We start from the raw sequence: 22,505 nt of genomic DNA on the forward strand, positions 1-22,505 counted from the left end.
CCGCCTCACCGCGAGGCCCTCACCACGAGGCGGTCAGTGCGAAGCCCACGAAGGCGGCGCCGAGGCCGCCGAGGAGCGTGACGGCGAGGTTGCCGAGCGCGGCGCCGACCGCGCGGTCCTCAGCCAGGCGCACCGTCTCGAAGGCGAACGTGCTGAACGTCGTGAACGCGCCGCAGAAGCCCGTACCGAGCAGGAGCAGCAGGTCGGCACCGGCCGCGCCGCCGTACAGGCCGCCCAGCAAGAACGAACCCGACAGGTTGATCGTCAGCGTCCCCCACGGTGTGAGCGCGGTGTGCCGCGACTGCACGAGGCGGTCGAGCAGGTACCTCGCCGGAGCCCCGGCCGCGGCGCCCAGCGCTACCAGCAGCCAGGCCGTCACGACCGCACCTCCTCGCCGCCGCTGGAGCGGACCGCCAGCCGCGCGAGCCCCAGCCCGGCGGCCACCGCCACGAGGGCGGCGGCGACGCTGCCGAACAGATAGGCCAGGGCCAGCCCCGGATGCGGATCGGCGCCGGCCAGCAGGTCGCGGACCTGCCCGGAGTAGGTCGAGAACGTGGTGAAACCGCCGAGGATCCCCACCCCCACGAACGGCCGGAGCAGCGGGTGCGCGGCCCGGGTCTCCTGCACCACCACCATCAGCGCGCCCAGCAGCAGGGAGCCGGCGACATTGGTCGCGAAGGTCGCCCACGGGAAGCCGCTCGGACCGGTCGGCCAGGCCAGCTCGAGCCCGTGGCGCGCCGCCGCACCGAGCATGCCGCCCAGCGCGATCACCACCAGGGTCAGGTGGTGGGCGGCGAGCTCGGTGCGCTGTTCGGCTGAGCCGAGGTCGACATCGGGATCGACGGGCTCGGGGTGGTGGTGCGTCATGGGTCGCCTACCTTCGTCGGGCCCGGGCAGGGCACGGTCGCAGAGGTAGGGACTGTCAGCAGCAGGTGCTGCGGTTGTCGGCGAGCCCCATCGCCATCGGGGTCAACCTAGCAGGGGCGACCGGCCGCCGCCCCGCCCGTGGTCACCGGTCGATCAGTCGCGGGTGAGGCGGCGGTGCGTCACACGGTGCGGACGGGCCGCCTCGAGGCCGAGGCGCTCGATCTTGTTCTCCTCGTAGGACGCGAAGTTGCCCTCGAACCAGAACCACTCGCCCTCGTTCTCCTCGGTGCCCTCCCAGGCGAGGATGTGGGTCGCGATCCGGTCGAGGAACCAGCGGTCGTGGGAGGTGACCACGGCGCAGCCGGGGAAGTCGAGCAGCGCATCCTCGAGGGAGGACAGCGTCTCGACGTCGAGGTCGTTGGTCGGCTCGTCGAGGAGCAGCATGTTGCCGCCCTGCTTGAGGGTGAGCGCCAGGTTGAGGCGGTTGCGCTCACCACCGGAGAGCACCCCGGCCTTCTTCTGCTGGTCGGGCCCCTTGAATCCGAACGAGGCGACGTAGGCGCGGCTGTTCATCTCGAAGTTGGCGACCTTGATGAAGTCCAGGCCGTCGGAGACGACCTCCCAGACGTTCTTGTTGGGGTCGATGCCACCGCGGCTCTGGTCGACGTAGGAGATCTTCACGGTCTGACCGACGGTGAGCTTGCCGGAGTCGGGCTCCTCGCCGCCGGTGATCATCCGGAACAGCGTCGTCTTGCCGACGCCGTTGGGGCCGACGACGCCCACGATGCCGGCGCGCGGCAGCGTGAAGGAGATGTCGTTCCACAAGATCCGGTCCTCGAACCCCTTGGTGAGGTGCTCGGCCTCGAGGACGACGTCACCGAGCCGCGGGCCCGGCGGGATGTTGATGTCGGCGGCGTCGATCTTGCGCGCCTTGTCGGCCTCGGCGGCCAGCTCCTCGTAGCGGGCCAGACGCGACTTGGACTTGGTCTGGCGAGCCTTGGCGTTGGAGCGGACCCACTCCAGCTCCTTCTCCAGCATCTTGGCGCGCTTGGCGTCCTTGGCGCCCTCGACCTTGAGCCGCTCCTTCTTGGTCTCGAGGTACGTCGAGTAGTTGCCCTCGTAGCCGTGGATCGAGCCGCGGTCGACCTCGGCGATCCACTGGGCGACGTTGTCGAGGAAGTAGCGGTCGTGGGTCACCGCCAGGACGGCGCCCGGGTAGCTCTTGAGGTGACCCTCGAGCCACTGGACCGACTCGGCGTCGAGGTGGTTGGTGGGCTCGTCGAGGAGCAGCAGGTCGGGCTGCTGGAGGAGCAGCTTGCACAGCGCCACCCGGCGGCGCTCACCACCGGACAGGTTGTCGACCAGCGCGTCGGACGGCGGGCAGCGCAGCGCGTCCATCGCCTGCTCGAGGCGGCTGTCGAGGTCCCACGCGTTCATGTTGTCGAGCTCGGTCTGCAGCTCGCCGGTCTCTGCCATGAGCGCGTCCTGGTCGGCGTCGGGGTCGCCCATCTCCATGTAGGCGTCCTCGAGGCGCTTCATCTTGGCCTTCGTGTCGGCGACCGCCTCCTCGACGTTCTCGAGCACCGTCTTGCCCTCGGTCAGCGGCGGCTCCTGCTGGAGCATGCCGACCGTCGCGTCGGGGTCGCGGACGATGTCGCCGTTGTTGGGGACGTCGAGCCCGGCCATCAGCTTGAGCAGCGAGGACTTGCCCATGCCGTTGGGGCCGACGACGCCGATCTTCGCGCCGTGCAGGAACGACAGCGTGACGTTGTCGAGGACCACCTTGTCGCCGTGGGCCTTGCGAACGTTGCGAAGGGAGAGGACGTATTCAGCCACGCCCCAAATCTACGCAGCGGCGACCTCGCCGTCGCGCTCGGGGTCACTGGCCGAGCCGGGAGCCGCCACCTTGACGAAGCTCGCCGTGCCGCGGGTGAGGTCGTGACCGATGGTGACGGCGTCGATCTCGAGCGCGACGACCTCGATCCCGGCCTTGTTGACGTAGGTCCGGTGGTCGAGCCTGCCGTGCACGACGACGGGGTCGCCCTGGCGCAACGACGGCTCCGCGTTGCTGGCGAGACGGCGCCAGGCGCTGACGCCGTACCACTGGGTCTCGCTGTCGGCCCACGAGCCGGTGGTGCGGTTGAAGTGGCGCGGGGTGCAGCCCAGCCGGAAGTTGAGCACCGGCACGCCGGCGACCTCCCTGAGCATCGGCGTCGTGCCGATCCAGCCCTGCACGGTGACCATGGTCTGGTTCATCGGATCTCCCTTCGTCGGTGCCGGTCGCGGGAGCGGCCGGTCGACGACAGTCCACGCCACGGCCCCGACGATGGTCCCGGGCGCCGGCACGGGCTGTGGACAGGAGATGCGGCGAGGGACGGCTGTGGATGACCGAGGGCCCGGACGGGGGCCGCAGGGACGCCTGTGGTCAGCCGCGGGCGGTCTCCACACCACGTCGGAAGGCGGTGTACGACGCGACCTCGGTGCGCAGCGGCTGCACCACGTCGCTGTCGAGGACCTGGTGCACGACTCCGCGCAGCCGCTCGTCGGCCTGGTCGGCACGCTGCCGGGCGAGGCCGCGCACGAGCATCCGGCCGACGACCGCGAGCACCAGGCCGAGCACCAGCCCGCCGATGCCGAGCACGGCCGGGAGCGGGAGGCCGGCGACCTTCGTGAGGTCGCCGGTCGTGCCCTGGACGGCGGCGACGATCCACCACGCGAAGCCGCCGACGGCGGTGAGGAGCAGCAGCCAGTGGAGCAGGCGGACCAGGCTCACCCAGGCCGGCAGCCTGCCGCCGAGGTCGACGCCCTGCAGGCCCTTCTCGAGCTTGTCGCCGGTGGCGGCCAGCCCGGACCCGATGGCGTCGCGCAGGCGCGGGGCCCAGGCCGGCCCGACGCCCTCGGACGCCTCGTCGGCCAGGGCGCGGACGGTGGTGTCGACCGCCGCCCGGTCCAGCGGCGCGACGGCGGGCTCGCCGCGCGGTACCTCGTCGTCGCCGCGGCCGAGCAGCGCGAGCGGCGGCCAGGTGACCGCGCCCCGCGCCCGCTCCCCCACGGTGCGCTCGATGCCCTCGACGACCGCGGAGACACCGGCGGCGTCGGCGACCCGGTCCTCGACCTCCTCGATCCGCCGGGCGGGAAGCTCCCGGACGGGGGTCGTACCGCCGGCCTGCTCCAGGCGAGCGGCCGCGGCGGCGATGTCGGCCTCGACGCGCAGGGTGGTGCTGCGCTTGTCGTGCACCCGGCGCAGGATCTCGGCGCGGAGCTCGGCCATGCCGATGCCCTCCCGGGCCGAGATCGGCAGCACCTGGACGTTGGGGAGGCCGTCCTCGGCGAGCAGCCGCCGGACGTCGTCGACCATCGCCTGGCGGCGCTCGACCGGCACCGTGTCGATGTGGTTGAGCGCGACCAGCATCACGTCCTGGTGGGTGCTCATCGGCTTGAAGTAGCGGTCGTGGACGGCCGCGTCGGCGTACTTCTGCGGGTCGAGGATCCACACCATCAGGTCGGAGACGGCCACGAGCCGGTCGACCTCGAGGTGGTGGGCGACCTCGGTGGAGTCGTGGTCGGGCAGGTCGAGGAGGACGACGCCGTCGAGCTCGGACTCCGAGGGGGTGTCGAGCATCGAGTCGCGCATCGTCTGGTGACGCGGCGGGATGCCGAGCCAGTCGAGCAGCTCGCCGGCGCCCTGGCTGCCCCACACGACGGCGGTGGCCCACGAGGTCGTGGGACGGCGGATGCCGACCGAGGAGAGCTCGAGCCCGGTCAGCGCGTTGTACGTCGACGACTTGCCCGAGCCGGTGGCGCCGGCGATGGCGACGACCGTGTGGCGGGCCGAGAGGCGCAGTCGGCCGGTGGACTTCTCGACGGCTGCGGCGACGTCGTCGAGCAGCGCGTCGGCCACCCGGCCGCGCGCGGCCTCGACCGCCGCGCCGAGCCCGTCGACGCGCGCCGCGATCGGCGTCCCCCGGGTCGCGAGGTCGCCGGGGATCCCGCCGTCGGTCTCCTCAGTCTGCGGTGCCGTCACAGGTGTCCACCCGTCCCCTTCTTGGCCGCGGCGAACCGCAGGTCGTCGACTCGTCGTGCCGCCTGGCGCAGCTGGTCCGGCGCGTCGGGCTTGAGCTCCCACTGGGCGGCCGGCGCGAGGTAGCGGGCACGCTCGGCGCCCATCAACGTCGTCAGCCGGCGCACCAGCGTGCCGCGGGCCTGGTCGACCACGCGGGCCGCGCCGGACTCGCCGATCGTGCTCTCCAGCAGGGTGCGGCCCAGCCGGACCGACTCGGCTGCGGCGCCGGAGGCGCCGGGGGTGTCGGGTCCGGCGAGGGCCACGACACCGAGGGTGACCGCGAGGCCGCGGGCGCCGAGGGCGAGGAAGCGGGCGCTGTGCCGCGCGTCGCCTGCCTCGTGCTTGACCAGCTCCTGGAGCTCGTCGTGCCAGGCGCGGATCTCCTGCTCGGCCTGCGAGCGCAGCCCGCGTCCGGCCCGGGCGAGGTCGTCGGTCGTCGACTTCAGCAGCGCCTCGCCGTAGGACCGCTCGCGCCAGGCGGCGGCCGCGGTCGCCGCGGCGCGCTCGGCGTGGTCCGCGACGAGCGCCTCGAGGCCCATCTCGATCGCGACGCCCACCCGCTCGGCCTGCTGCGGCTTGCCCTTGATCGCGTTGACCAGGCGCTCGCGCACGAAGCCGACCTTGGCCTCCAGGGTGCGGGTCAGCTCGCCACTGCCGACGAACTCCTGCCAGCGGGCCAGCAGGTCGCCGCGCAGCAGGGTGCCGTCGCCGGCAGCGGACAGGAGCGCGGCCTGGGCGTCGTCGTACACCTGGTCGGCCAGGGTGAGCAGCTCGCCCACCGCGTCGACCTGGAGCGCGACGGCGTCGGCGATCGGGAACGCCTTGCGGGTCACGGTGCGCACCGCGCCGGCGACGGTCTGGTTGACGACGTCGCGCTTGGCGGCGGCGTCGGAGGCGAGCGCGGCGAGCCAGCCGTTGATCTCGGTGCCGTACGACGCCGGCAGCAGCCCCTCCTCGCTCACCTCGCCCTGCGGTACGGCGAACAGCGGGCTGTCCTTGAGACCGCGGGCGGCCATCATCCGGGCGAGGTGGACCGAGACGGTCGCGACGTCGTCGGCCGACGTACGGCTCAGGACGAGCGCCACGGCCGTGTTGCGGTCGACGGCGTTCTTGAGGTGGTCCCACGGGACCTGGTCGGAGTAGCGCGCCGCGGACGTGACGAACAGCCACAGGTCGGCGGCGGCGAGCAGCTGGGAGGACAGCTCACGGTTGCGCTCGTCGACCGAGTCGACGTCGGGGGCGTCGAGGATCGCCAGCCCACGGGGTACGGCGGCGCTGGGGACCAGCTGGATCGCGAACTGGTCGTTGGTCGGCTGGCTCACCCGGGCCAGCTCGGGCAGCAGCCGGTCGGCGCCGAACCAACGGCCGTCCTCGGGGTGGTGGACCAGGACGGGAGAGCGGGTCGTGGGCCGCAGCAGGCCGGGGACGGTGACCCGGCTGCCGACGAGGGTGTTGACCAGCGTGGACTTGCCGGCGCCGGTCGAGCCGCCGACGACGACGAGCAGGGGCGCGTCGATCTCGGTGAGCCGCGGGATGATGTAGTCCTCGAGCTGCTCGATGATGTGCTCGCGGCCCACGCGCAGCGCGCCGACCCCGGGCAGGTCGAGCGGCAGCGGCGCGTTGAGGAGGGATCCGTGCAGCCGGACCACCTCGGTGAGCATCCTGCTCCCGAGGAAGGTCTCGTTGAGATCGGCGCCGAGGGTCATCGCTGGGGTACCACCTGTCCGGGAAATGCGATCCGCGGTCGGGCCGCCTGGATCCGACCGAGGAAGTCCTGTCCGCGCACCTGCCAGTCGGCCGGCGCGGTGCCGCGCAGCAGCCGGTGGTGCAGGAAGCCGAGCTCGATGGCGGCCTGCTGGTAGTCGCGCATCGCCCGCTCGGCGTCGGGCCCGCCGGCCTGGCGGGCGAAGCGGCGGGCCTCGCGGCGGCCCCGCAGGTTCACGACCCAGCCGATGTCGGTGGCGGGCAGCAGCCCGCGCTGGGCGGCGTCGGTGAGCGCGACCCGCAGCAGGTGCGCCTCGGTCTCGCGCGCCCACCAGGCGAGCGCGATCATGCCGATGAACGCGGGCGCCATGATCACGACGTACACGATCGCGAAGCTGCCGAAGCCGAACACCGTGGAGCCGTTCCAGGTCGCGTGGGCGAGGACGGCCAGCAGGTAGCCGCCGATCGGGGCCAGCCAGCGCAGCGCCGGGCGGCGGGTGGAGACGGCCAGGCCGATCCCGACGCCGGTGAACGCGGTGAAGAGCGGGTGCGCGAACGGGCTGAAGATGCAGCGCACCACGAAGGTGCCGGTGATCGCCTCGATGCCGCCGGGCCCCATCCCGTCGGTGCCGTTCCAGGCCGCGGCGAGATAGAGGATGTTCTCGGTGAACGCGAAGCCGACGCCGACCATGCCGGCATAGACGATGCCGTCGAGGATCCCGTCGACCTCCGCGCGGCGCCACCACAGCAGCAGCACCAGGAACAGGCCCTTGCTGGCCTCCTCGATCACCGGCGCGACGAACGCCAGGGAGAGGGTGTCGGTGAAGCCCACCAGCAGGCCGCCGAGGCCCTGGACGACGATCGCGGCCATGGTCGCCACGAAGGCGCCCCACCCGAGGCCGGCGACGAGCAGCGTGCGCGGCTCGGGCTCGTAGCGGTCCAGCCAGAGGTACGCCGCCAGCACCGGCCCGACCGGCAACGCGGCCAGCGCGGTGGCGAGCAGGGTGATGCGCGGGGCGCCGGACAGCGCGAGGATCAGCAGCGTGAGCAGGGCGCCGAGCACCACCGCCACGGTCACGACGACCGTGAAGGCAAGGCTGTTGCGGCGGACTGCGGGCATGGGGGAACCCTATCCGGAGCGGTCCCCGCGCCCCCGATCGCCGGTGAGGTGAGCGAGCGTACATTGAGGGGTGTGAGTGCGGACACCCCCAACGACACCCCCCAGAACGCCCCCAAGACCGAGCAGCACGACCCGGCCGTCCCCGAGGCCTACGCCGCCTTCATGCGGACCGGCTGGGACGAGCGCGAGGACGACGTCACCCGTCACCCGGTCGCCGACCTGGCCGCCGTACGCCGCTCCCGGCTGGCCGAGGCGTTCCCCGGTGAGCGCCTGGTGCTGCCGGGCGGCGGCTACAAGGTGCGCGCCTACGACACCGACTACCGCTTCCGCGCCGACACGGCCCATTCCTACTTCTCGGGCAACCACACCTCCGACGCCGTGCTGGTCGTCGAGCCCGACGGCTCGTCGGTGCTCTACGCGCGGCCGCGCTCGGGGCGCGACAGCGACGAGTTCTTCCGCGACCGGCAGTACGGCGCGCTGTGGGCCGGCAAGCGCCCCTCGGCCGCTGAGCTGGAGGCCGCGCTCGGGCTGACCGTCAAGCACATCGACCAGCTCGAGGCCGACCTGGCACAGGGCACGAAGACCCGCGTGCACCGTGGCGTCTCGGCCGGCGTCGACCGCCTGGTCGCCGGCGACGAGGCCCGCGATGCCGAGCTGGCCCGGGTCGCCTCCGAGATGCGCCTGGTCAAGGACGCCTGGGAGGTCGCCGAGCTGCAGGCCGCGGTCGACGCCACCGCGCTCGGATTCGAGGACTGCGTGCGCGAGTGGGACCGCGTGATCGAGCACGGCGAGCGCTGGCTCGAGGGCACCTTCTTCCGGCGCGCGCGCACCATGGGCAACGACCTCGGCTACGACTCGATCGTCGCCAACGGCTCCCACGCCACGACCCTGCACTGGATCGAGAACTCCGGTGCCGTCGTACCCGGTGAGCTGATCCTGCTCGACATGGGTGTCGAGGGCGCGAACCTCTACACCGCCGACGTCACCCGCACCCTGCCGGTCAGCGGCACCTTCACGCCGCTGCAGCGCGACCTCTACTCGCTGGTGCTGCGCTCGCAGGACGCCGCGCTGGCCGCGCTGCGCCCCGGCGAGCGCTTCCTCGCCGGGCACGACGCCGCCATGGACGTGCTCGCCCACGGGCTCGACGACCTCGGACTGCTTCCCGTGTCGGTCGACGAGGCGCTCTCCCCCGACTCCCGGGTCTACGCCCGCTGGACGCTGCACGGCGTGAGCCACATGCTCGGCATGGACGTCCACGACTGCGGCCAGGCCGCGCCCGAGGCGTACCGCGAGGCGGAGCTGGTGGAGGGCATGGTGCTGACCGTCGAGCCCGGCCTCTACTTCCAGGCCGACGACCTGCTCGTCCCCGAGGAGCTGCGCGGGATCGGCATCCGGATCGAGGACGACGTCGTGGTCACCGCCGACGGCGTCGCGAACCTCTCGTCCGCCCTCCCCCGCACGCCGGACGCCATCGAGGAGTGGATGGGCACCCTGCGCGGGTGATGTGACCCCCGTCACGCTAGGTTGTGCCCCCAGCAGACGCGAACAGGAGAGAGCGATGGCGGACAAGACGATCGTGACAGGGGTGGACGGCAGCGAGACCGCGACGGCGGCGGCCGAGCGGGCGGCCGTGCTCGCCGGTGCCCTGGGCGCGCGGCTGCACGTGGTCTCCGCCTACGGGAAGTTCGAGCAGGAGACCGTGAAGATCGGCAGCGACACGATGTACCTCAGCTCCGAGAAGGATGCCGAGGACGTCGCCGCCAAGATCACCACGACCCTGCGTGCGGCGTACCCGGACGTCCAGATCACGAGCGGCGCCGCGGAGGGCAAGCCCGGTGAGGCGCTGGTCGCGACCGCCGAGGCCCTGGGCGCGGACCTGATCGTGGTCGGCAACAAGCGGGTCCAGGGCATCGCGGGGCGGGTGCTCGGCAGCATCGCGCGCGACGTCGCGGCGCACGCCTCCTGCGACGTGTACGTCGCCCACACGCACCAGAAGTAGTCCGGGACGTCGGCCCGGGGTTGCCTGCGACTTCCGAGTAACCCCGGGGCGGGTCGAGACTGGGACCGTGCCCTCCAAGACCGCCACTGCCTCGTCGTACTCCATCACGATGCGCCTGCACACCACCGTCGACCACGGTGTCGTGGGCGAGGTCGCCACAGCCATCGCCAGCGCGGGCGGGATGGTGACCGCGATCGACGTCGCCGACTCGAGCGCGCACCGCCTCACCGTCGACGTCACCTGCTCGGCCGCCGACGCCGAGCACGCGGCCGAGCTCCAGGCCGCCGTCGCCGCGGTCGAGGGCGTCGAGGTCCACAAGGTCTCGGACCGGACCTTCCTGATCCACCTCGGCGGCAAGATCGAGGTCGCCTCCAAGGTGCCGCTGCGCACCCGCGACGACATGTCACTGGCCTACACCCCCGGCGTGGGCCGGGTGTCGATGGCGATCTACGAGAACCCCGACGACGTACGCCGCCTGACCATCAAGGGCAACGCCGTCGCCGTCGTCACCGACGGCTCGGCGGTGCTCGGCCTCGGCAACATCGGCCCCGGCGCCGCGCTGCCGGTGATGGAGGGCAAGGCCGCGCTGTTCAAGCGCTTCGGCGAGATCGATGCCTGGCCGATCTGCCTCGACACCCAGGACACCGACGAGATCGTGCGCGCGGTCGAGCTGATCGCGCCCGGGTTCGGCGGCATCAACCTCGAGGACATCGCCGCCCCGCGCTGCTTCGAGATCGAGGCCCGGCTGCGCGAGAGCCTCGACATCCCCGTCTTCCACGACGACCAGCACGGCACCGCGATCGTGGTCCTCGCCGCTCTCACCAACGCGCTGCGCGTGGTCAAGAAGGAGATCGGTACGGCGCGCGTCGTCGTCTCCGGCGGCGGCGCGGCCGGCACCGCGATCGTCAAGCTACTGCTCGCCGCCGGCGCGCACGACGTCGTCGTGATCGACCGGCACGGCGCGCTGGTCGAGGGTGACGCCGGGTTGTCCGAGGCGCACCAGGAGCTGGCCGCGCTGACCAACCGGGACCGTCGTACCGGCGGGTTGCAGCAGGTGCTCGAGGGCGCCGACGTGTTCATCGGCGTGAGCGCCCCCGGCATCCTCAAGCCCGAGTGGATCCAGTCCATGGCCGCCGACCCGGTCGTGTTCGCCCTCGCGAACCCCGACCCCGAGGTCGACCCGGCCGCCGCCGCCAGGTTCGCGGCGGTCGTGGCCTCGGGCCGCTCCGACTTCCCCAACCAGATCAACAACGTGCTCGCCTTCCCGGGCGTGTTCCGGGGCCTCCTCGACGCCCGGGCCTCCGAGGTGACCATGGAGATGATGCTGCGGGCCGCGGCGGCCATCGCGCATGTCGTGCGCGACGAGGAGCTGAACGCGTCGTTCATCATGCCGTCGGTGTTCCACCCCGAGGTGCACCACGCGGTGGCGGCGGCGATCGCCGGGCACTGAGCCGGGTCAGCGCACCTGCACGACGGCGGGGCGGTCCACTCCGTGGGCCGGCCCGTCGTCCTTCTCCAGCTCGTCGGCGGTCGAGACGACCAGGCCGCCGAGCAGGAAGCCGATCACGCCGGCGGCGAGGGTGGTGACGTTCATGCGTGGTGCTCCGATCCGTGGGCGTGGTGGTCTGCGTGGTGGTCTGCGTGGCCGTCGGCGCCGTGGGTGCCGTGGGCGCCGTGGTGGAGGGCGTGGCCCTTGCCGCGGTCGATGAGGTAGCGGTTGACCGGGAAGGCGGCCAGGAACGCCGCCGAGAGGGCGATCATCATCCCGAGCCAGAAGACCGGGTCGACCAGACCCGCGTCCATCGCGCCGGGGATCGCGGCCATCACCGCGTTGTCGACGATCTCCATCACGATGATCGAGATCGTGTCGGCGGCCAGGACCAGCTTGAGCGCCTTGCCCAGGCCCATGCCGGCACCGACCAGCGGCAGCGACGAGAGCGCGTAGCCGAACACGAACGCCAGGCCGATCGCCAGCGCCATGGTCTGCAGGTTCGACAGGCCGACCGCCGTGCCGATCATCAGGCCGGCGATCTCCCCGATCGCGCAACCGGTCAGGCAGTGCAGGGTGGCGCTGGCGGCGATGGCGTTGCGGGGGTTCATGGCTGCTCCGTTCCGTGTGACCTCACAAGAGCGAACCTAATACCCCCTAGGGGTATTCCGCAATCGGCATTCCGATCCCGCCCGGTCACAGCGGTACCCTCGTCGCTCTGCCTCCGTAGCTCAGCTGGATAGAGCAAGGGCCTTCTAATTCCTGGGTCGCAGGTTCGAATCCTGCCGGGGGCGCCAGCGAGGAGTCGGGTGGGCGAGGGTGACCGCTGGGTCACTCTCACCCGCCCGACGCCAGGCGAAGTCGAGTATCCTTTCCGCAGCCACTCCTCAGACAAGTAGACAAGGCTGCAGCCCATGCCCGCACAGGTACGACGCGAGCCGCTCGCCGACCAGGCGGCGGAGCTGCTCCTCGCGCGGATCCGCGCGGGCGAGTGGCGGCTCGGGCAGCGGCTGCCCGGGGAGACCACGCTGGCGCCGCAGCTGGGCGTGGGGCGCTCGACGGTGCGGGAGGCGATCCGGCAGCTGGCGGGACGCGGCCTGCTCACCACGCGCCAGGGCGCGGGGGTCTTCCTCACCGCGCTCGACGTGCGCGAGGACTGGGACCTCGTGCTGCGGCGGGCCGACATCGTCACGGTGATCGAGGCGCGCACCGCGATCGAGGCCGAGGCGGCCGCGCTGGCAGCCGAGCGGCGTACGCCGACCGAGCTGCGCGCGATCCGGCGAGCTCTGGCCGACCGGGCCGAGCGCCGTACCGACATCGAGGCCCACGTCGACGCCGACATGGCCTTCCACCGGGCCGTCGTGGTGGCGGCCCACAACCCCGTCCTGGTCGAGCTGTTCGACGGCTTCGTGCCGCGCAGCCGGGCCGCGATGGTCGAGATGCTGCGGCTGCGACCGGGCTTCGACCACGTCACCGACCACGACGCGCACGACCAGCTGTGCCGGGCGATCGCCGAACGCGACGCCGCGTCCGCGGCCCTGCTGAGCCGCACCCACCTCACCTCGCTCAAGGAGAGCCTGACATGAGCAGCACCGTCCTCGACCTCACCGACGTCGTCTTCCGCCGCGGCGGCAGCGAGATCCTGCACGGTGTCGACCTCACCGTCCGCGCGGGCGAGCACTGGGCACTGCTCGGCCCGAACGGCGCGGGGAAGAGCACGCTGCTCGGGTTCTGCAGCGCGCAGGTGCACCCGACGTCCGGGACGGTCGACGTGCTCGGCAAGCGCCTGGGCCGGGTCGAGCTGCAGGAGCTGCGTCGCCACATCGGGCACGTCAACCCGCGCCACCCGCTGCAGACCGCTCTCACCGTGCACCAGGTCGTGCTCACCGGGATCACCGGCACCGTCGAGCTGCCGATGCGCTGGGCGCCGACCGACGAGCAGGCCCGCACTGCCGACGAGCTGATCGCCGAGGTCGGCCTCGCCCACCGCCGCGACGCCCGCTGGCCGCACCTCTCGCAGGGTGAGCGCGGCCGGGCTCTCATCGCCCGAGCGCTCCTCGCGCAGCCGCAGCTCCTGCTGCTCGACGAGCCGACGACCGGCCTCGACGTGGCGGCCCGCGAACAGCTGCTGACGGTCCTCGACCGGCTGGCGCACACCGCGCCGGAGGTGGCCTCGGTGCTGGTCACCCACCACCTCGAGGAGCTGCCGACCACCACGACCCACGCGCTGCTGCTCGCGCACGGCCAGGTCGTCGCGGCCGGCCCGGTCGCCGAGACGGTGACGACCGAGACGATCACCCGCACCTTCGAGCACCCGATCGAGGTCGACCACGACGGCGGCCGCTGGCGTGCCCGGGCCCTGCCGCCGGCCCGCCTGCACAGCGCATAGCGATCGCTGAGCAGCCCACGACCGGGTACCGCCCCGGTCATGAGCTCCGTGATCAACGCCGCAGCCGACCTGGCCGGCCACGCCCTGTCCACCCTCACCCGCGGCGTCGCCGCGCTCCGCCCCCCGCCGGAGAAGCCGCTGCATCCCGAGGGCAAGATGTACGCCGGCCGCCTGGTCCGGGCCGGGTCCGACTCCCCGATCGGCGTGCCGTGGATCGACCAGGCCGGCGAGGACGAGGTGACGGTCCGAGTGTCGCGGGCGGTCGGGCTGCCCGGCCGGGTGCCGGACGTCCAGGGTCTCGCGCTGCGGCTGCGCGAGGGCCCGACCGGGTCCGGCGACCTGCTGCTCGCCAGCACCGGCTGGAACCCGGTGACCCGCCACCTGCTGCTACCGGCATGGAGCGCGCACACGCCGCTCACCTCGCTGCTGCCCTACCGCAGCCCGGCGGGACCGCTGGTGATCGGTGCGCAACCTGTCGACGTCCGCGGCTACCACCTGTCCTGGGCCACCGTCGGCCGGGAGTGGCACCGCTTCGCCGACCTGACCCTGGAGACGGCCCTGCCGCCCGAGGACGAGGTCTCGTTCGACCCGGTGGTCAACCCGCTGCCGGGACTGCAGCAGTACTCGTGGGTGGAGCAGCTGCGCGAGCACTCGTACGCGACCGCCCGGAGACTGCGGCGCGCCTCCCCCGGCTGACCCGGCGCCCGACGTACAAAGGAACCAGCCCCGCGGGAGGTATGAGCCCCGTGGGGCTCGTTCGTCCTTAGCCTCGATCCGCGAACGGCCACCTACTACGCGGCCCCACGGGCACGCCCTGGCGGCGTTGCAGACACTCGACAGTGCAACCAGACTGCCCTCGTGCCTGCGCCTTGCCAGCCCGCACCCGTAGCGCCGCTCGCTACGGCGCCCGTCCACGGATCCAGGCTTACCGGAACGCCGCCTCGCCGGTCAGCGCGCGGCCGATGACGAGCTGGTGGACCTCGCTGGTGCCCTCGTAGGTCAGCACCGACTCGAGGTTGTTGGCATGCCTCATGACCGGGTACTCCAGCGTGATCCCGGCCGCCCCGAGGATCGTGCGACACTCCCGCGCGATCGCGATCGCCTCGCGCACGTTGTTGAGCTTGCCGAGGCTGACCTGCTCGGCCGCCAGGCGCCCGGAGTCCTTGAGCCGGCCCAGGTGCAGCGCCAGCAGCATCCCCTTGCCGAGCTCGAGCGACAGGTCGGCGAGCTTGGCCTGCGTGAGCTGGTACGACGCCAGCGGCTTGTCGAAGATCTCCCGGTCCTTCGCGTACGAGATCGCCGTGTCCAGGCAGTCGCGCGCCGCACCGAGCGCACCGAACACGATCCCGAACCGCGCCTCGTCCAGGCACGACAGCGGGCCGCGCAGGCCGCGCACGTCGGGGAACACCGCCGAGCCGGGCAGCCGGACGTCCTCGAGCACCAGCTCGGAGGTCACCGACGCCCGCAACGACATCTTCTTCTTGATCTCCGGCGCCGAGAAGCCCTCCGTCGACGTCGGTACGACGAACCCGCGGATCCCCTCCTCGGTCTGCGCCCACACCACCGCGACGTCGGCGACCGAGCCGTTGGTGATCCACATCTTGTTGCCGCTCAGCACCCAGCCGTCGCCGTCGCGCACCGCGCGGGTCCGCATCCCCGCCGGGTTGGAGCCGAAGTCGGGCTCGGTCAGCCCGAAGCAGCCGATCGCCTCGCCTCTCGCCATCCGCGGCAGCCAGGTCTCCTTCTGCTCGTCCGATCCCCACTTCCAGATCGCGAACATCGCCAGCGAGCCCTGCACCGAGACCAGCGAGCGCAGGCCGGAGTCGGCCGCCTCGAGCTCGAGGCACGCGAGGCCGTACGCCGTCGCACTGGTCCCCGCGCAGCCGTAGCCCTCGAGGTGCATCCCCAGCACCCCGAGCCCGCCGAGCTCGAGCGCCAGGTCCCGCGCGGGGATGGTGGCCGACTCGTACCAGTCGGCGACGTGGGGGCGCACCTTCGCCTCCACGAACGCGCGCACGGTGGCGCGCATCGCGACCTCCTCCTCGGACAGGAGGGAGTCGATGTCGAACAGCTCGAACGGCGACCGGCTCATCGCGCACCTGCGGCGTACGACGCGACCTCGGCCCGGAGCCGCCCCTTCACGTCGTCGGGGGCGAAGGACGCGTCCACCCCGGCGAGCGCGAGGTCGACCAGGCCGGACTCGTCGAGGCCGAGCAGGTCGGCGGCGATCTCGTACTCGCGGTTGAGGGTGGTGCCGAACATCGGCGGGTCGTCGGAGTTGATCGTCACCACGACACCGGCCTCGACGAACGCCGGCAGCGGGTGCTCGGCGAGCGAGGCGACCGCACGGGTGGCGACATTGGAGGACGGGCAGACCTCGAGCGGGATCCTGTGCTCGGCGAGGTGGGCCAGGAGCGCGGGATCGGCGGCCGCGGAGGTGCCGTGCCCGATCCGCTCGGCGCCGAGGTCGCGCAGCGAGGTCCAGATCGTCTCCGGGCCCGTGGTCTCGCCGGCGTGCGGGACCGAGTGCAGCCCGGCGGCCCGGGCCGCCTCGAAGTGCGGGACGAACCAGTCGCGCGGCACTCCGATCTCGGGCCCGCCGAGCCCGAACGCCACCAGGCCCTCGGGCGCGTGGTCGAGCGCGAAGCCCAGGGTCGCGTCGGCGGCCGGGACCCCCGACTCCCCCGGGACGTCGTAGATCCAGCGCAGCACCAGGCCGAAGTCACGCTCCGCGGCGACCCGCGCGTCCTCGATCGCCTCGGTGTAGGCCTCGATCGGCATCCCGCGGTCGGGGTCATCGGGCAGCACTGAGGTGTACGGCGTGCAGGTGAGCTCGGCGTACCGGACCGACTGCCCCTCGTGGAGCTCGCGGGCGATCTCGTAGGTGAGGTAGCGGACGTCCTCGGGCGTGCGGACCAGGTCGACGACCGCGAGGTAGACCTCGATGAAGTGGGCGAAGTCGCGGAACGCGAAGAAGTCGCGCAGCAGGTCCGGGTCCGAGGGGACCGTGCCCGGATGGCGCGCGGCCAGCTCGGACACGATCCGCGGTGAGGCGGAGCCGACGTGGTGGACGTGGAGCTCGGCCTTGGGCAGGCCCGCGACGAAGTTGCTCAGCACGCGCCGATCCTGCCAGCCGGAACCGCTCCCGGTCACCCGGGTCGGCTCACTCCAGCTCGGAGACCAGGTTGGTGGCGAGCTCCTGCACGGTGCGGCCGTCCTGGAAGACCTTGCCGTCGAGCAGGATCGTCGGCGTACCGGTGACACCGGCCTTGGACGCCTCGGCGGTCGCCTCGTCGACCCAGCTCTTCTTGGAGAGGTTCTCGATGCCGTCGCGGACGTCGCTCTCGGTGGCCCCGGCCTCGACGGCGAGGTTCACCAGGTCGTCGTTGGTCACCGCGCCCGGGTCCTCCTCGGACGGCTGGTTCTCGTAGAGCAGGTCGTGGAACTTCTTCGCGACGTCGGCTCCCGACTTCTCCAGGACCAGCGCGAAGGCGTTGGTCGCGCGGATCGGGTAGTCGCCGAGCCGGCTGAGCAGGTCGAAGGGTCGGTACTCGACGCGCACCTTGCCGTCGGCGGCGAGCCGGGCGAGGTCGTCCCGGGTCGCCTTCTCGAGCTGGCCGCAGAACGGGCACAGGAAGTCCTCGTAGATCACGACGTCGTGCGGCGCGTCCGACGGCCCGATCGCGACGCCGTAGTCGCTCTCGGCACTGACCGCCTGCTCGAGCTTCTTCTGGTCCTTGTCCTGCTGCCACAGGCTGACGGCGATCGCCCCGCCCACGATCAGGATCATCGCCAGCGCGACACCACCGATCGTGAGGATCCGGCGCCGGGCCTCCCTCTTCTTCTGGGCGGCCCGCAGCTCGGCGGCCTTCTGCACGCGCGCACTGGCCTTCGAGTTGGACGACATCAGCTCACAGCTCCTTCGGTGGCCCGCTCCTCGGGCCGGTGGACGAACAACAGGGCGTCGAGGGACAGCCGGGTCCGGCGCAGGGACGCGACGAGCAGGGACGCGGCCAGCAACGCGACGTCGCGCGCGATCTCCCAGGGGTACGCCGACGTCGCACCCGCCTTGGTCCCGCCGCCACCGAAGCAGCCGCAGTCGATCTCGATGCCGCGCGCCCACACCGAGGAGATGCCGACCACGAACGCCACGAACAACAGCGCCGAGATCACCGCGGCGCCCCGCGTGAACACACCGAGCACGAGCGCCAGCCCGACGACCAGCTCGACGGCGGGCAGCGCGATCCCGACCGCCTCGGCGACCGAGGACGGCAGCAGCTGGTAGGCACGCACCGCGTTGATGCTCGCGGTCGGCTCGGTGATCTTCAGCCCACCGGCCACGATCCACACGACGCCGGTCACCAGACGAGCCGCCAGACCCGCCCAGGCCAGCGTCGATCGACCGGTGTCCCTCATGCCGGTGAGGCTAGCCGGGTCCGCTGAGCGGCTCCTGAGAACGCCCCGGGTGCGTTGCCGAGCGCGTAGTGTCCTCCCTCGTGAACGAACGACTCGTGTGGATCGACTGCGAGATGACCGGGCTCGACCTGGGGGCCGACGCCCTCATCGAGGTGGCGGCACTGGTGACGGACTTCGACCTCAACGTCCTCGGCGACGGCGTCGACGTCATCATCAAACCGCCCGCGGAGGCACTCGACCAGATGATCGAGTTCGTCCGGAACATGCACGAGACCTCGGGCCTGCTCGCCGAGCTCGACCGGGGCGTGACGCTGCGGGAGGCCGAGGAGCAGGTGATGACCTACCTGCGCGAGCAGTGCGGCCCCGACAGCCGTCCCCCGCTCGCCGGCAACTCGGTGGCGACCGACCGCGGCTTCGTGGCCCGCGACATGGCCGAGCTCGACGCCTTCCTGCACTACCGGATCGTCGACGTGTCGTCGATCAAGGAGCTCTCGAAGCGCTGGTTCCCCCGCGCGTACTTCAACGCGCCCACCAAGCGCGGCAACCACCGCGCCCTGGCCGACATCCAGGAGAGCATCGAGGAGCTGCGCTACTACCGCGACACGGTCTTCGTTCCCCTGCCCGGCCCCGACTCCGACGCGGCCAAGGACGCGGCCGCACGGCACGGCGGCTCGATCACCGGCCTCGGTGGCCACGTTTCCGGCACCGATTCCTGATTCGGCAGCGCTACCCTCTACACTCGTCCCCGGCTCGCAAGAGTCGATGGTGGGTATAGCTCAGCTGGTAGAGCGCTGCGTTGTGGTCGCAGATGTCGCGGGTTCAAGTCCCGTTACTCACCCCAACGAGGTCGGCCCCGGTTCCGCTGGAACCGGGGCCGGACCGCTTTTCGGCGCACCCACCGTCGGCCCACGGCCATTGTCTGACTAAAGTCAGAGAATGCTCACGGACGTGCTGCGCCGCTTCAACCGGACCTACACCCAACGCATCGGCGTGCTCGACGAGTCCTTCCTCGGCACCGGCCGGCCGCTCGCGGTGTCGCGGCTGCTGTTCGAGGTCGGCCGCTCCCCCGCGGTGAGCGTGCGGGCACTGCGTGACCGGCTCGACCTCGACTCCGGCCACCTGTCGCGGCTGCTGCGCCGCCTCGAGGCCGAGGGCCTGGTCGCGACCGAGCCCGACCCGGGCGACCGCCGCCGCCGGGTCGTGCGCCTCACGCCCGCCGGCGAGGCGGCGTACGACGACCTCGAGCGCCGCTCGGAGGAACGCGCCGCCGGCCTGGTCGCACCGCTGACCCCGCGCCAGCAGGAGCGACTGGCCGAGGCGCTGCGCACCGCCGACCTGCTGGTGCGCGCGGCGACCGTCCGGCTCGACGAGGTGCCGACCGACCACCCGCTGGCCCGGGAGGCGACCCGGCGCTACGTCGCCGAGCTCGACGCACGGTTCCCCGACGGCTTCGACCCGGGCGGGCCGGACGCCCGCGAGCCGGGCGCGACGTACGTCATCGCGACCTCGGACGGCGAGCCGGTCGCGTACGGCGGGATCCGCCCGGTGCTCGACGACGAGACGGCCGAGATCAAGCGGATGTGGGTTCACGCCGACTGGCGCGGGGCCGGGCTGGGCGCGCGGATGCTGCGCCACCTGGAGTCGCTCGCCGCCGCACAGGGCCACCGCCGCGTCGTGCTCGACACGAACGGGACCCTGCGCGAGGCGATCGCGATGTACGAGCGCTCCGGCTACGCGCGGGTGGAGCGCTACAACGACAACCCGTACGCCGAGGCGTTCTTCGCCAAGGCGCTGTAGGCACGGCCTGGGTCAGCCGCCGATCGGAAGCCCGAACCGGCCCTTCTGGAAGTCCTCGTAGGCGGCCATCACCTCGGCCTTGGTGTTCATCACGAACGGACCGGCCCACGCGATCGGCTCGCGGATCGGCTGGCCGCCGACGACGATGACGTCGAGCTTGGGCGAGCGGCTCTCCTGCCGGCCGTCGGCGGTGATCGTGAGGTAGTCGCCGGCGCCGAGGACAGCGGTCTGGCCGGTGTGCACCGGGCTCGGCTCGGTGGCACCGACGGCGCCTGAGCCGTTGAGGACGTAGACCAGCGCGTTGTAGTCGACCTGCCACGGCAGGTCGAGCCGGGCGCCGGGCTCGATGGTGGCGTGCACGAGCGTCATCGGGCTGTACGTCGAGCCCGGGCCGGCGTGTCCGTCCACGTTGCCGGCGATGACCCGGACCAGCGATCCCGCGTCGTCGCTGGCGAGCAGCGCGACCTCGCCGGAGCGGATGTCCTGGTAGCGCGGGTCGTTCATCTTGTCGGTCTTCGGCAGGTTGACCCACAGCTGGATGCCGTGGAACAGGCCGCCGGCCTGGACCAGCCACTCCGGCGGCGTCTCGATGTGCAGCAGCCCGCTGCCGGCGGTCATCCACTGGGTGTCGCCGTTGGTGATGCTGCCGCCACCGCCGTGGCTGTCCTGGTGGTCGAAGACGCCGTCGATGATGTAGGTGACGGTCTCGAAGCCGCGGTGCGGGTGCCAGGGCGTGCCCTTCGGCTCACCCGGCGCGTACTCCACCTCGCCCATCTGGTCCATCATGATGAACGGGTCGAGGTGCTTCATGTCGATACCGGCGAACGCGCGCCGCACCGGGAAGCCCTCCCCCTCGTAGCCCTGCGGAGCGGTGGTCACCTGCCAGACCGGGCGCGGCTGGTCGCCGAGGCCCGGCGTCCTCAGGCGCGGCAGGACAGTCAGGTCGTCGACGGTGATGGCGGGCATCGCATCCACCTCCAGGTGGCTGGTCGGGTTGGTTGCCATGTCAACCATAACGCACCGTGGGGCATTCCCGCACCCCTAGAGTGCGAGCCATGACCAGGGGGAAGTACGACGTCGTCGTCGTGGGCGCCGGCCACAACGGCCTGACCGCGGCGGCCTACCTCGCGCGGGCCGGACTCTCGGTGCTGGTGCTCGAGCGGCTCGCCCACGTGGGCGGTGCAGCGGTCTCCGCGCAGGCGTTCCCCGGCTTCCCGACCCGGCTCTCGCGCTACTCCTACCTGGTCTCGCTGCTGCCCGAGCGAGTGGTGGCTGACCTGGGGCTCGACCTGCGGCTGGTGAGCCGGCCGACGGCGTCCTACTCCCCGACGGTGCGCGAGGGTCGTGCCACCGGGCTGCTCGTCGAGCGGGCCGAGGGCGAGGCCACGCGGGCGTCCTTCCGGGAGCTGACCGGGTCCGACGACGAGTACGCCGCCTGGCGGGCGTTCTACGACGGCGTCTCCGGGCTGGCGCGGGCCGTCGCGCCCACTCTGACCGAGCCGCTCGCGACCGACGCCGCGCTCCGCGCGCAGGTGGACCCGGACATCTGGCGCGACGTCGTCGAGCAGCCGATCGGCGCGGCGATCGGGCGCCGGTTCCGCGACGACCTGGTCCGCGGCGTCGTCGGCACCGATGCACTCATCGGCACCTTCGCCTCGCTGCACGACCGGTCGCTGGTCCAGAACCGGTGCTTCCTCTACCACCTGATCGGCAACGGGACCGGCGAGTGGCGGGTGCCCGTCGGCGGGATGGGCGCGGTCACCGACGCGCTGGCGCGTGCGGCTGCCGACGCCGGGGCCGAGCTGGTCACCGGCGCCGGCGTGAGCGCGATCCGGCCCGGCGACCCGGCCACGGTGACCTGGCACGACGGGGCCCGGGAGCACACGCTGGAGGCCGCGCACGTGCTGGCCAACGTGGCGCCTTGGGTGCTGCGCATCCTGCTCGGCGAGGACGAGGACCCCGCGACCAAGCCGGAGGGCGCCCAGCTCAAGGTCAACCTGCTGCTCTCGCGGCTGCCGCGGCTGCGCTCCGGCATCGACCCCGAGGTCGCCTTCGCCGGCACCCTGCACCTCGCCGAGACCGCCGCCGACCTCGAGGTGGCCTGGGCGGCCGCCCAGCGCGGCGAGCTGCCCGACCCGCTGCCCGGCGAGGTCTACTGCCACTCGCTGACCGACCCGTCGATCCTCGGCGACGTCCCGCCCGGCACCCACACGCTGACCTACTTCGGCCTCCACACGCCCGCCCGGCTGTTCGCCACCGACCCGGACGGGATGCGCGCCGAGGCGCTGCGCCGGGCGATCGCGTCGCTCGACGCCGTGCTCGAGGACCCGATCGACTCCGTCGTGCTGCGTACGCCGGCCGGCGAGCCCTGCATCGAGGCGAAGATCCCGCAGGACATCGAGGCCGACCTCGCCATGCCGGGCGGCCACATCTTCCACGGCGACCTCGAGTGGCCGTGGGCACCCGCCCGGGCCCGGCTCGAGACTCCCGGCGAGCGGTGGGGCGTGCAGACCGGCCACCCCGGCGTGCTCCTGTGCGGGTCGGGCGCCCGCCGCGGCGGGGCGGTGTCCGGCCTGGGCGGCCACAACGCCGCGCACGCGGTTCTCGAGGCCACCGGGCGGCGAGATTGACAGGACCCTGTCAATTGTCCACGATCGGACC

Annotated in this window: 23 protein-coding genes, 2 tRNA genes and 1 riboswitch; of the genes, 11 read left to right on the plus strand and 14 right to left on the minus strand. The window is 72.4% G+C overall.

Annotation, left to right across the window (positions count from 1 at the left end; translation table 11 throughout):
* Positions 1 to 19: 19 nt before the first annotated feature.
* From crcB to QI633_RS19265, 7 genes are all read right to left on the minus strand, one after another.
* Positions 20 to 379, minus strand: coding sequence for a fluoride efflux transporter CrcB (gene crcB, locus QI633_RS19235; protein ID WP_141797882.1), 360 nt, complete (start codon positions 377 to 379; stop codon positions 20 to 22).
* Positions 376 to 867 carry a CrcB family protein gene (locus QI633_RS19240; protein ID WP_282426756.1) on the minus strand — a complete coding sequence of 164 codons (492 nt, stop codon included), beginning with the start codon at positions 865 to 867 and terminating at the stop codon, positions 376 to 378. Before QI633_RS19240 ends, crcB begins: the two co-directional genes overlap by 4 nt.
* A gap of 39 nt (positions 868 to 906) precedes the next feature.
* A riboswitch (Fluoride riboswitch) is annotated at positions 907 to 971 on the minus strand.
* 49 nt (positions 972 to 1,020) lie between these two features.
* Positions 1,021 to 2,703, minus strand: coding sequence for an energy-dependent translational throttle protein EttA (gene ettA / locus QI633_RS19245; RefSeq protein ID WP_141797880.1), 1,683 nt, complete (start codon positions 2,701 to 2,703; stop codon positions 1,021 to 1,023).
* A 9-nt stretch (positions 2,704 to 2,712) separates the two neighbouring features.
* A complete protein-coding gene (locus QI633_RS19250; protein WP_141797879.1) occupies positions 2,713 to 3,123 on the minus strand; it encodes a single-stranded DNA-binding protein in 411 nt (136 codons plus the stop codon).
* Between the two features lie 169 nt (positions 3,124 to 3,292).
* The gene (locus QI633_RS19255; protein ID WP_282426757.1) at positions 3,293 to 4,891 is read right to left on the minus strand and encodes a GTPase; all 1,599 of its coding nucleotides are present in this window, start codon (positions 4,889 to 4,891) and stop codon (positions 3,293 to 3,295) included.
* Positions 4,888 to 6,636, minus strand: coding sequence for a dynamin family protein (locus QI633_RS19260; RefSeq protein WP_282426758.1), 1,749 nt, complete (start codon positions 6,634 to 6,636; stop codon positions 4,888 to 4,890). Before QI633_RS19260 ends, QI633_RS19255 begins: the two co-directional genes overlap by 4 nt.
* The gene (locus QI633_RS19265; protein WP_141797877.1) at positions 6,633 to 7,754 is read right to left on the minus strand and encodes a PrsW family intramembrane metalloprotease; all 1,122 of its coding nucleotides are present in this window, start codon (positions 7,752 to 7,754) and stop codon (positions 6,633 to 6,635) included. The genes QI633_RS19260 and QI633_RS19265 overlap by 4 nt, the downstream gene beginning before the upstream one ends.
* Positions 7,755 to 7,826: 72 nt before the next feature.
* On the opposite strand from QI633_RS19265, the gene QI633_RS19270 reads away from it, so the two are divergent.
* The 3 genes from QI633_RS19270 to QI633_RS19280 all read left to right on the plus strand — a co-directional run bounded on the left by QI633_RS19270 (position 7,827) and on the right by QI633_RS19280 (position 11,203).
* Positions 7,827 to 9,257: an aminopeptidase P family protein gene (locus QI633_RS19270; RefSeq protein ID WP_260805848.1), complete on the plus strand. Its 1,431-nt coding sequence runs from the start codon at positions 7,827 to 7,829 to the stop codon at positions 9,255 to 9,257.
* A gap of 55 nt (positions 9,258 to 9,312) precedes the next feature.
* A complete protein-coding gene (locus QI633_RS19275) occupies positions 9,313 to 9,753 on the plus strand; it encodes a universal stress protein (RefSeq protein WP_141797876.1) in 441 nt (146 codons plus the stop codon).
* A gap of 109 nt (positions 9,754 to 9,862) precedes the next feature.
* Complete coding sequence (locus QI633_RS19280) at positions 9,863 to 11,203, plus strand: NAD-dependent malic enzyme (RefSeq protein ID WP_141800951.1); 1,341 nt, start codon at positions 9,863 to 9,865, stop codon at positions 11,201 to 11,203.
* Between the two features lie 6 nt (positions 11,204 to 11,209).
* Here QI633_RS19280 and QI633_RS19285 read toward each other — a convergent pair whose 3' ends face one another.
* Positions 11,210 to 11,347 (minus strand): hypothetical protein, encoded by a 138-nt coding sequence (locus tag QI633_RS19285; protein WP_282426759.1) that lies wholly within the window; start codon positions 11,345 to 11,347, stop codon positions 11,210 to 11,212.
* Positions 11,344 to 11,853 carry a DUF4396 domain-containing protein gene (locus QI633_RS19290; RefSeq protein WP_282426760.1) on the minus strand — a complete coding sequence of 170 codons (510 nt, stop codon included), beginning with the start codon at positions 11,851 to 11,853 and terminating at the stop codon, positions 11,344 to 11,346. The genes QI633_RS19285 and QI633_RS19290 overlap by 4 nt, the downstream gene beginning before the upstream one ends.
* A 109-nt stretch (positions 11,854 to 11,962) precedes the next feature.
* On the opposite strand from QI633_RS19290, the gene QI633_RS19295 reads away from it, so the two are divergent.
* The 4 genes from QI633_RS19295 (at position 11,963) to QI633_RS19310 (ending at position 14,327) form a co-directional block, all read left to right on the plus strand.
* A tRNA-Arg gene (locus tag QI633_RS19295) sits at positions 11,963 to 12,039 on the plus strand.
* A 117-nt stretch (positions 12,040 to 12,156) separates the two neighbouring features.
* On the plus strand, positions 12,157 to 12,828 hold the full coding sequence (locus QI633_RS19300; protein ID WP_141797875.1) for an FCD domain-containing protein: 672 nt from the start codon (positions 12,157 to 12,159) through the stop codon (positions 12,826 to 12,828).
* Complete coding sequence (locus QI633_RS19305) at positions 12,825 to 13,631, plus strand: ATP-binding cassette domain-containing protein (protein ID WP_141797874.1); 807 nt, start codon at positions 12,825 to 12,827, stop codon at positions 13,629 to 13,631. The genes QI633_RS19300 and QI633_RS19305 overlap by 4 nt, the downstream gene beginning before the upstream one ends.
* Positions 13,632 to 13,670: 39 nt before the next feature.
* Positions 13,671 to 14,327, plus strand: coding sequence for a hypothetical protein (locus tag QI633_RS19310; RefSeq protein ID WP_282426761.1), 657 nt, complete (start codon positions 13,671 to 13,673; stop codon positions 14,325 to 14,327).
* 229 nt (positions 14,328 to 14,556) lie between these two features.
* Here the strand turns inward: QI633_RS19310 and QI633_RS19315 are convergent, their stop codons facing one another.
* From QI633_RS19315 to QI633_RS19330, 4 genes are read right to left on the minus strand one after another with little or no spacing between them, the layout of a single operon-like run.
* Complete coding sequence (locus tag QI633_RS19315; protein WP_141797872.1) at positions 14,557 to 15,723, minus strand: acyl-CoA dehydrogenase family protein; 1,167 nt, start codon at positions 15,721 to 15,723, stop codon at positions 14,557 to 14,559.
* On the minus strand, positions 15,720 to 16,748 hold the full coding sequence (locus QI633_RS19320; RefSeq protein WP_260805847.1) for an adenosine deaminase: 1,029 nt from the start codon (positions 16,746 to 16,748) through the stop codon (positions 15,720 to 15,722). The genes QI633_RS19315 and QI633_RS19320 overlap by 4 nt, the downstream gene beginning before the upstream one ends.
* A gap of 46 nt (positions 16,749 to 16,794) precedes the next feature.
* Positions 16,795 to 17,538, minus strand: coding sequence for a thioredoxin domain-containing protein (locus tag QI633_RS19325; RefSeq protein ID WP_141797871.1), 744 nt, complete (start codon positions 17,536 to 17,538; stop codon positions 16,795 to 16,797).
* Complete coding sequence (locus QI633_RS19330; protein WP_282426762.1) at positions 17,538 to 18,047, minus strand: MauE/DoxX family redox-associated membrane protein; 510 nt, start codon at positions 18,045 to 18,047, stop codon at positions 17,538 to 17,540. Before QI633_RS19330 ends, QI633_RS19325 begins: the two co-directional genes overlap by 1 nt.
* A gap of 80 nt (positions 18,048 to 18,127) precedes the next feature.
* Here QI633_RS19330 and orn point away from each other — a divergent pair, with 80 nt between their 5' ends.
* The 3 genes from orn (at position 18,128) to QI633_RS19345 (ending at position 19,844) form a co-directional block, all read left to right on the plus strand.
* A complete protein-coding gene (gene orn, locus QI633_RS19335) occupies positions 18,128 to 18,763 on the plus strand; it encodes an oligoribonuclease (protein WP_141797869.1) in 636 nt (211 codons plus the stop codon).
* Between the two features lie 49 nt (positions 18,764 to 18,812).
* Positions 18,813 to 18,888 (plus strand) — tRNA-His (locus tag QI633_RS19340).
* 95 nt (positions 18,889 to 18,983) lie between these two features.
* A complete protein-coding gene (locus QI633_RS19345; protein WP_282426763.1) occupies positions 18,984 to 19,844 on the plus strand; it encodes a bifunctional helix-turn-helix transcriptional regulator/GNAT family N-acetyltransferase in 861 nt (286 codons plus the stop codon).
* Between the two features lie 12 nt (positions 19,845 to 19,856).
* Here QI633_RS19345 and QI633_RS19350 read toward each other — a convergent pair whose 3' ends face one another.
* Positions 19,857 to 20,810: a pirin family protein gene (locus QI633_RS19350; protein ID WP_282426764.1), complete on the minus strand. Its 954-nt coding sequence runs from the start codon at positions 20,808 to 20,810 to the stop codon at positions 19,857 to 19,859.
* 89 nt (positions 20,811 to 20,899) lie between these two features.
* Here QI633_RS19350 and QI633_RS19355 point away from each other — a divergent pair, with 89 nt between their 5' ends.
* Entirely contained in the window at positions 20,900 to 22,474 is a 1,575-nt protein-coding gene (locus QI633_RS19355) for an NAD(P)/FAD-dependent oxidoreductase (RefSeq protein ID WP_282426765.1), read from the plus strand.
* The last annotated feature ends 31 nt before the right edge of the window (positions 22,475 to 22,505 follow it).

Source organism: Nocardioides sp. QY071, from assembly GCF_029961765.1.
GTDB lineage: Bacteria > Actinomycetota > Actinomycetes > Propionibacteriales > Nocardioidaceae > Nocardioides.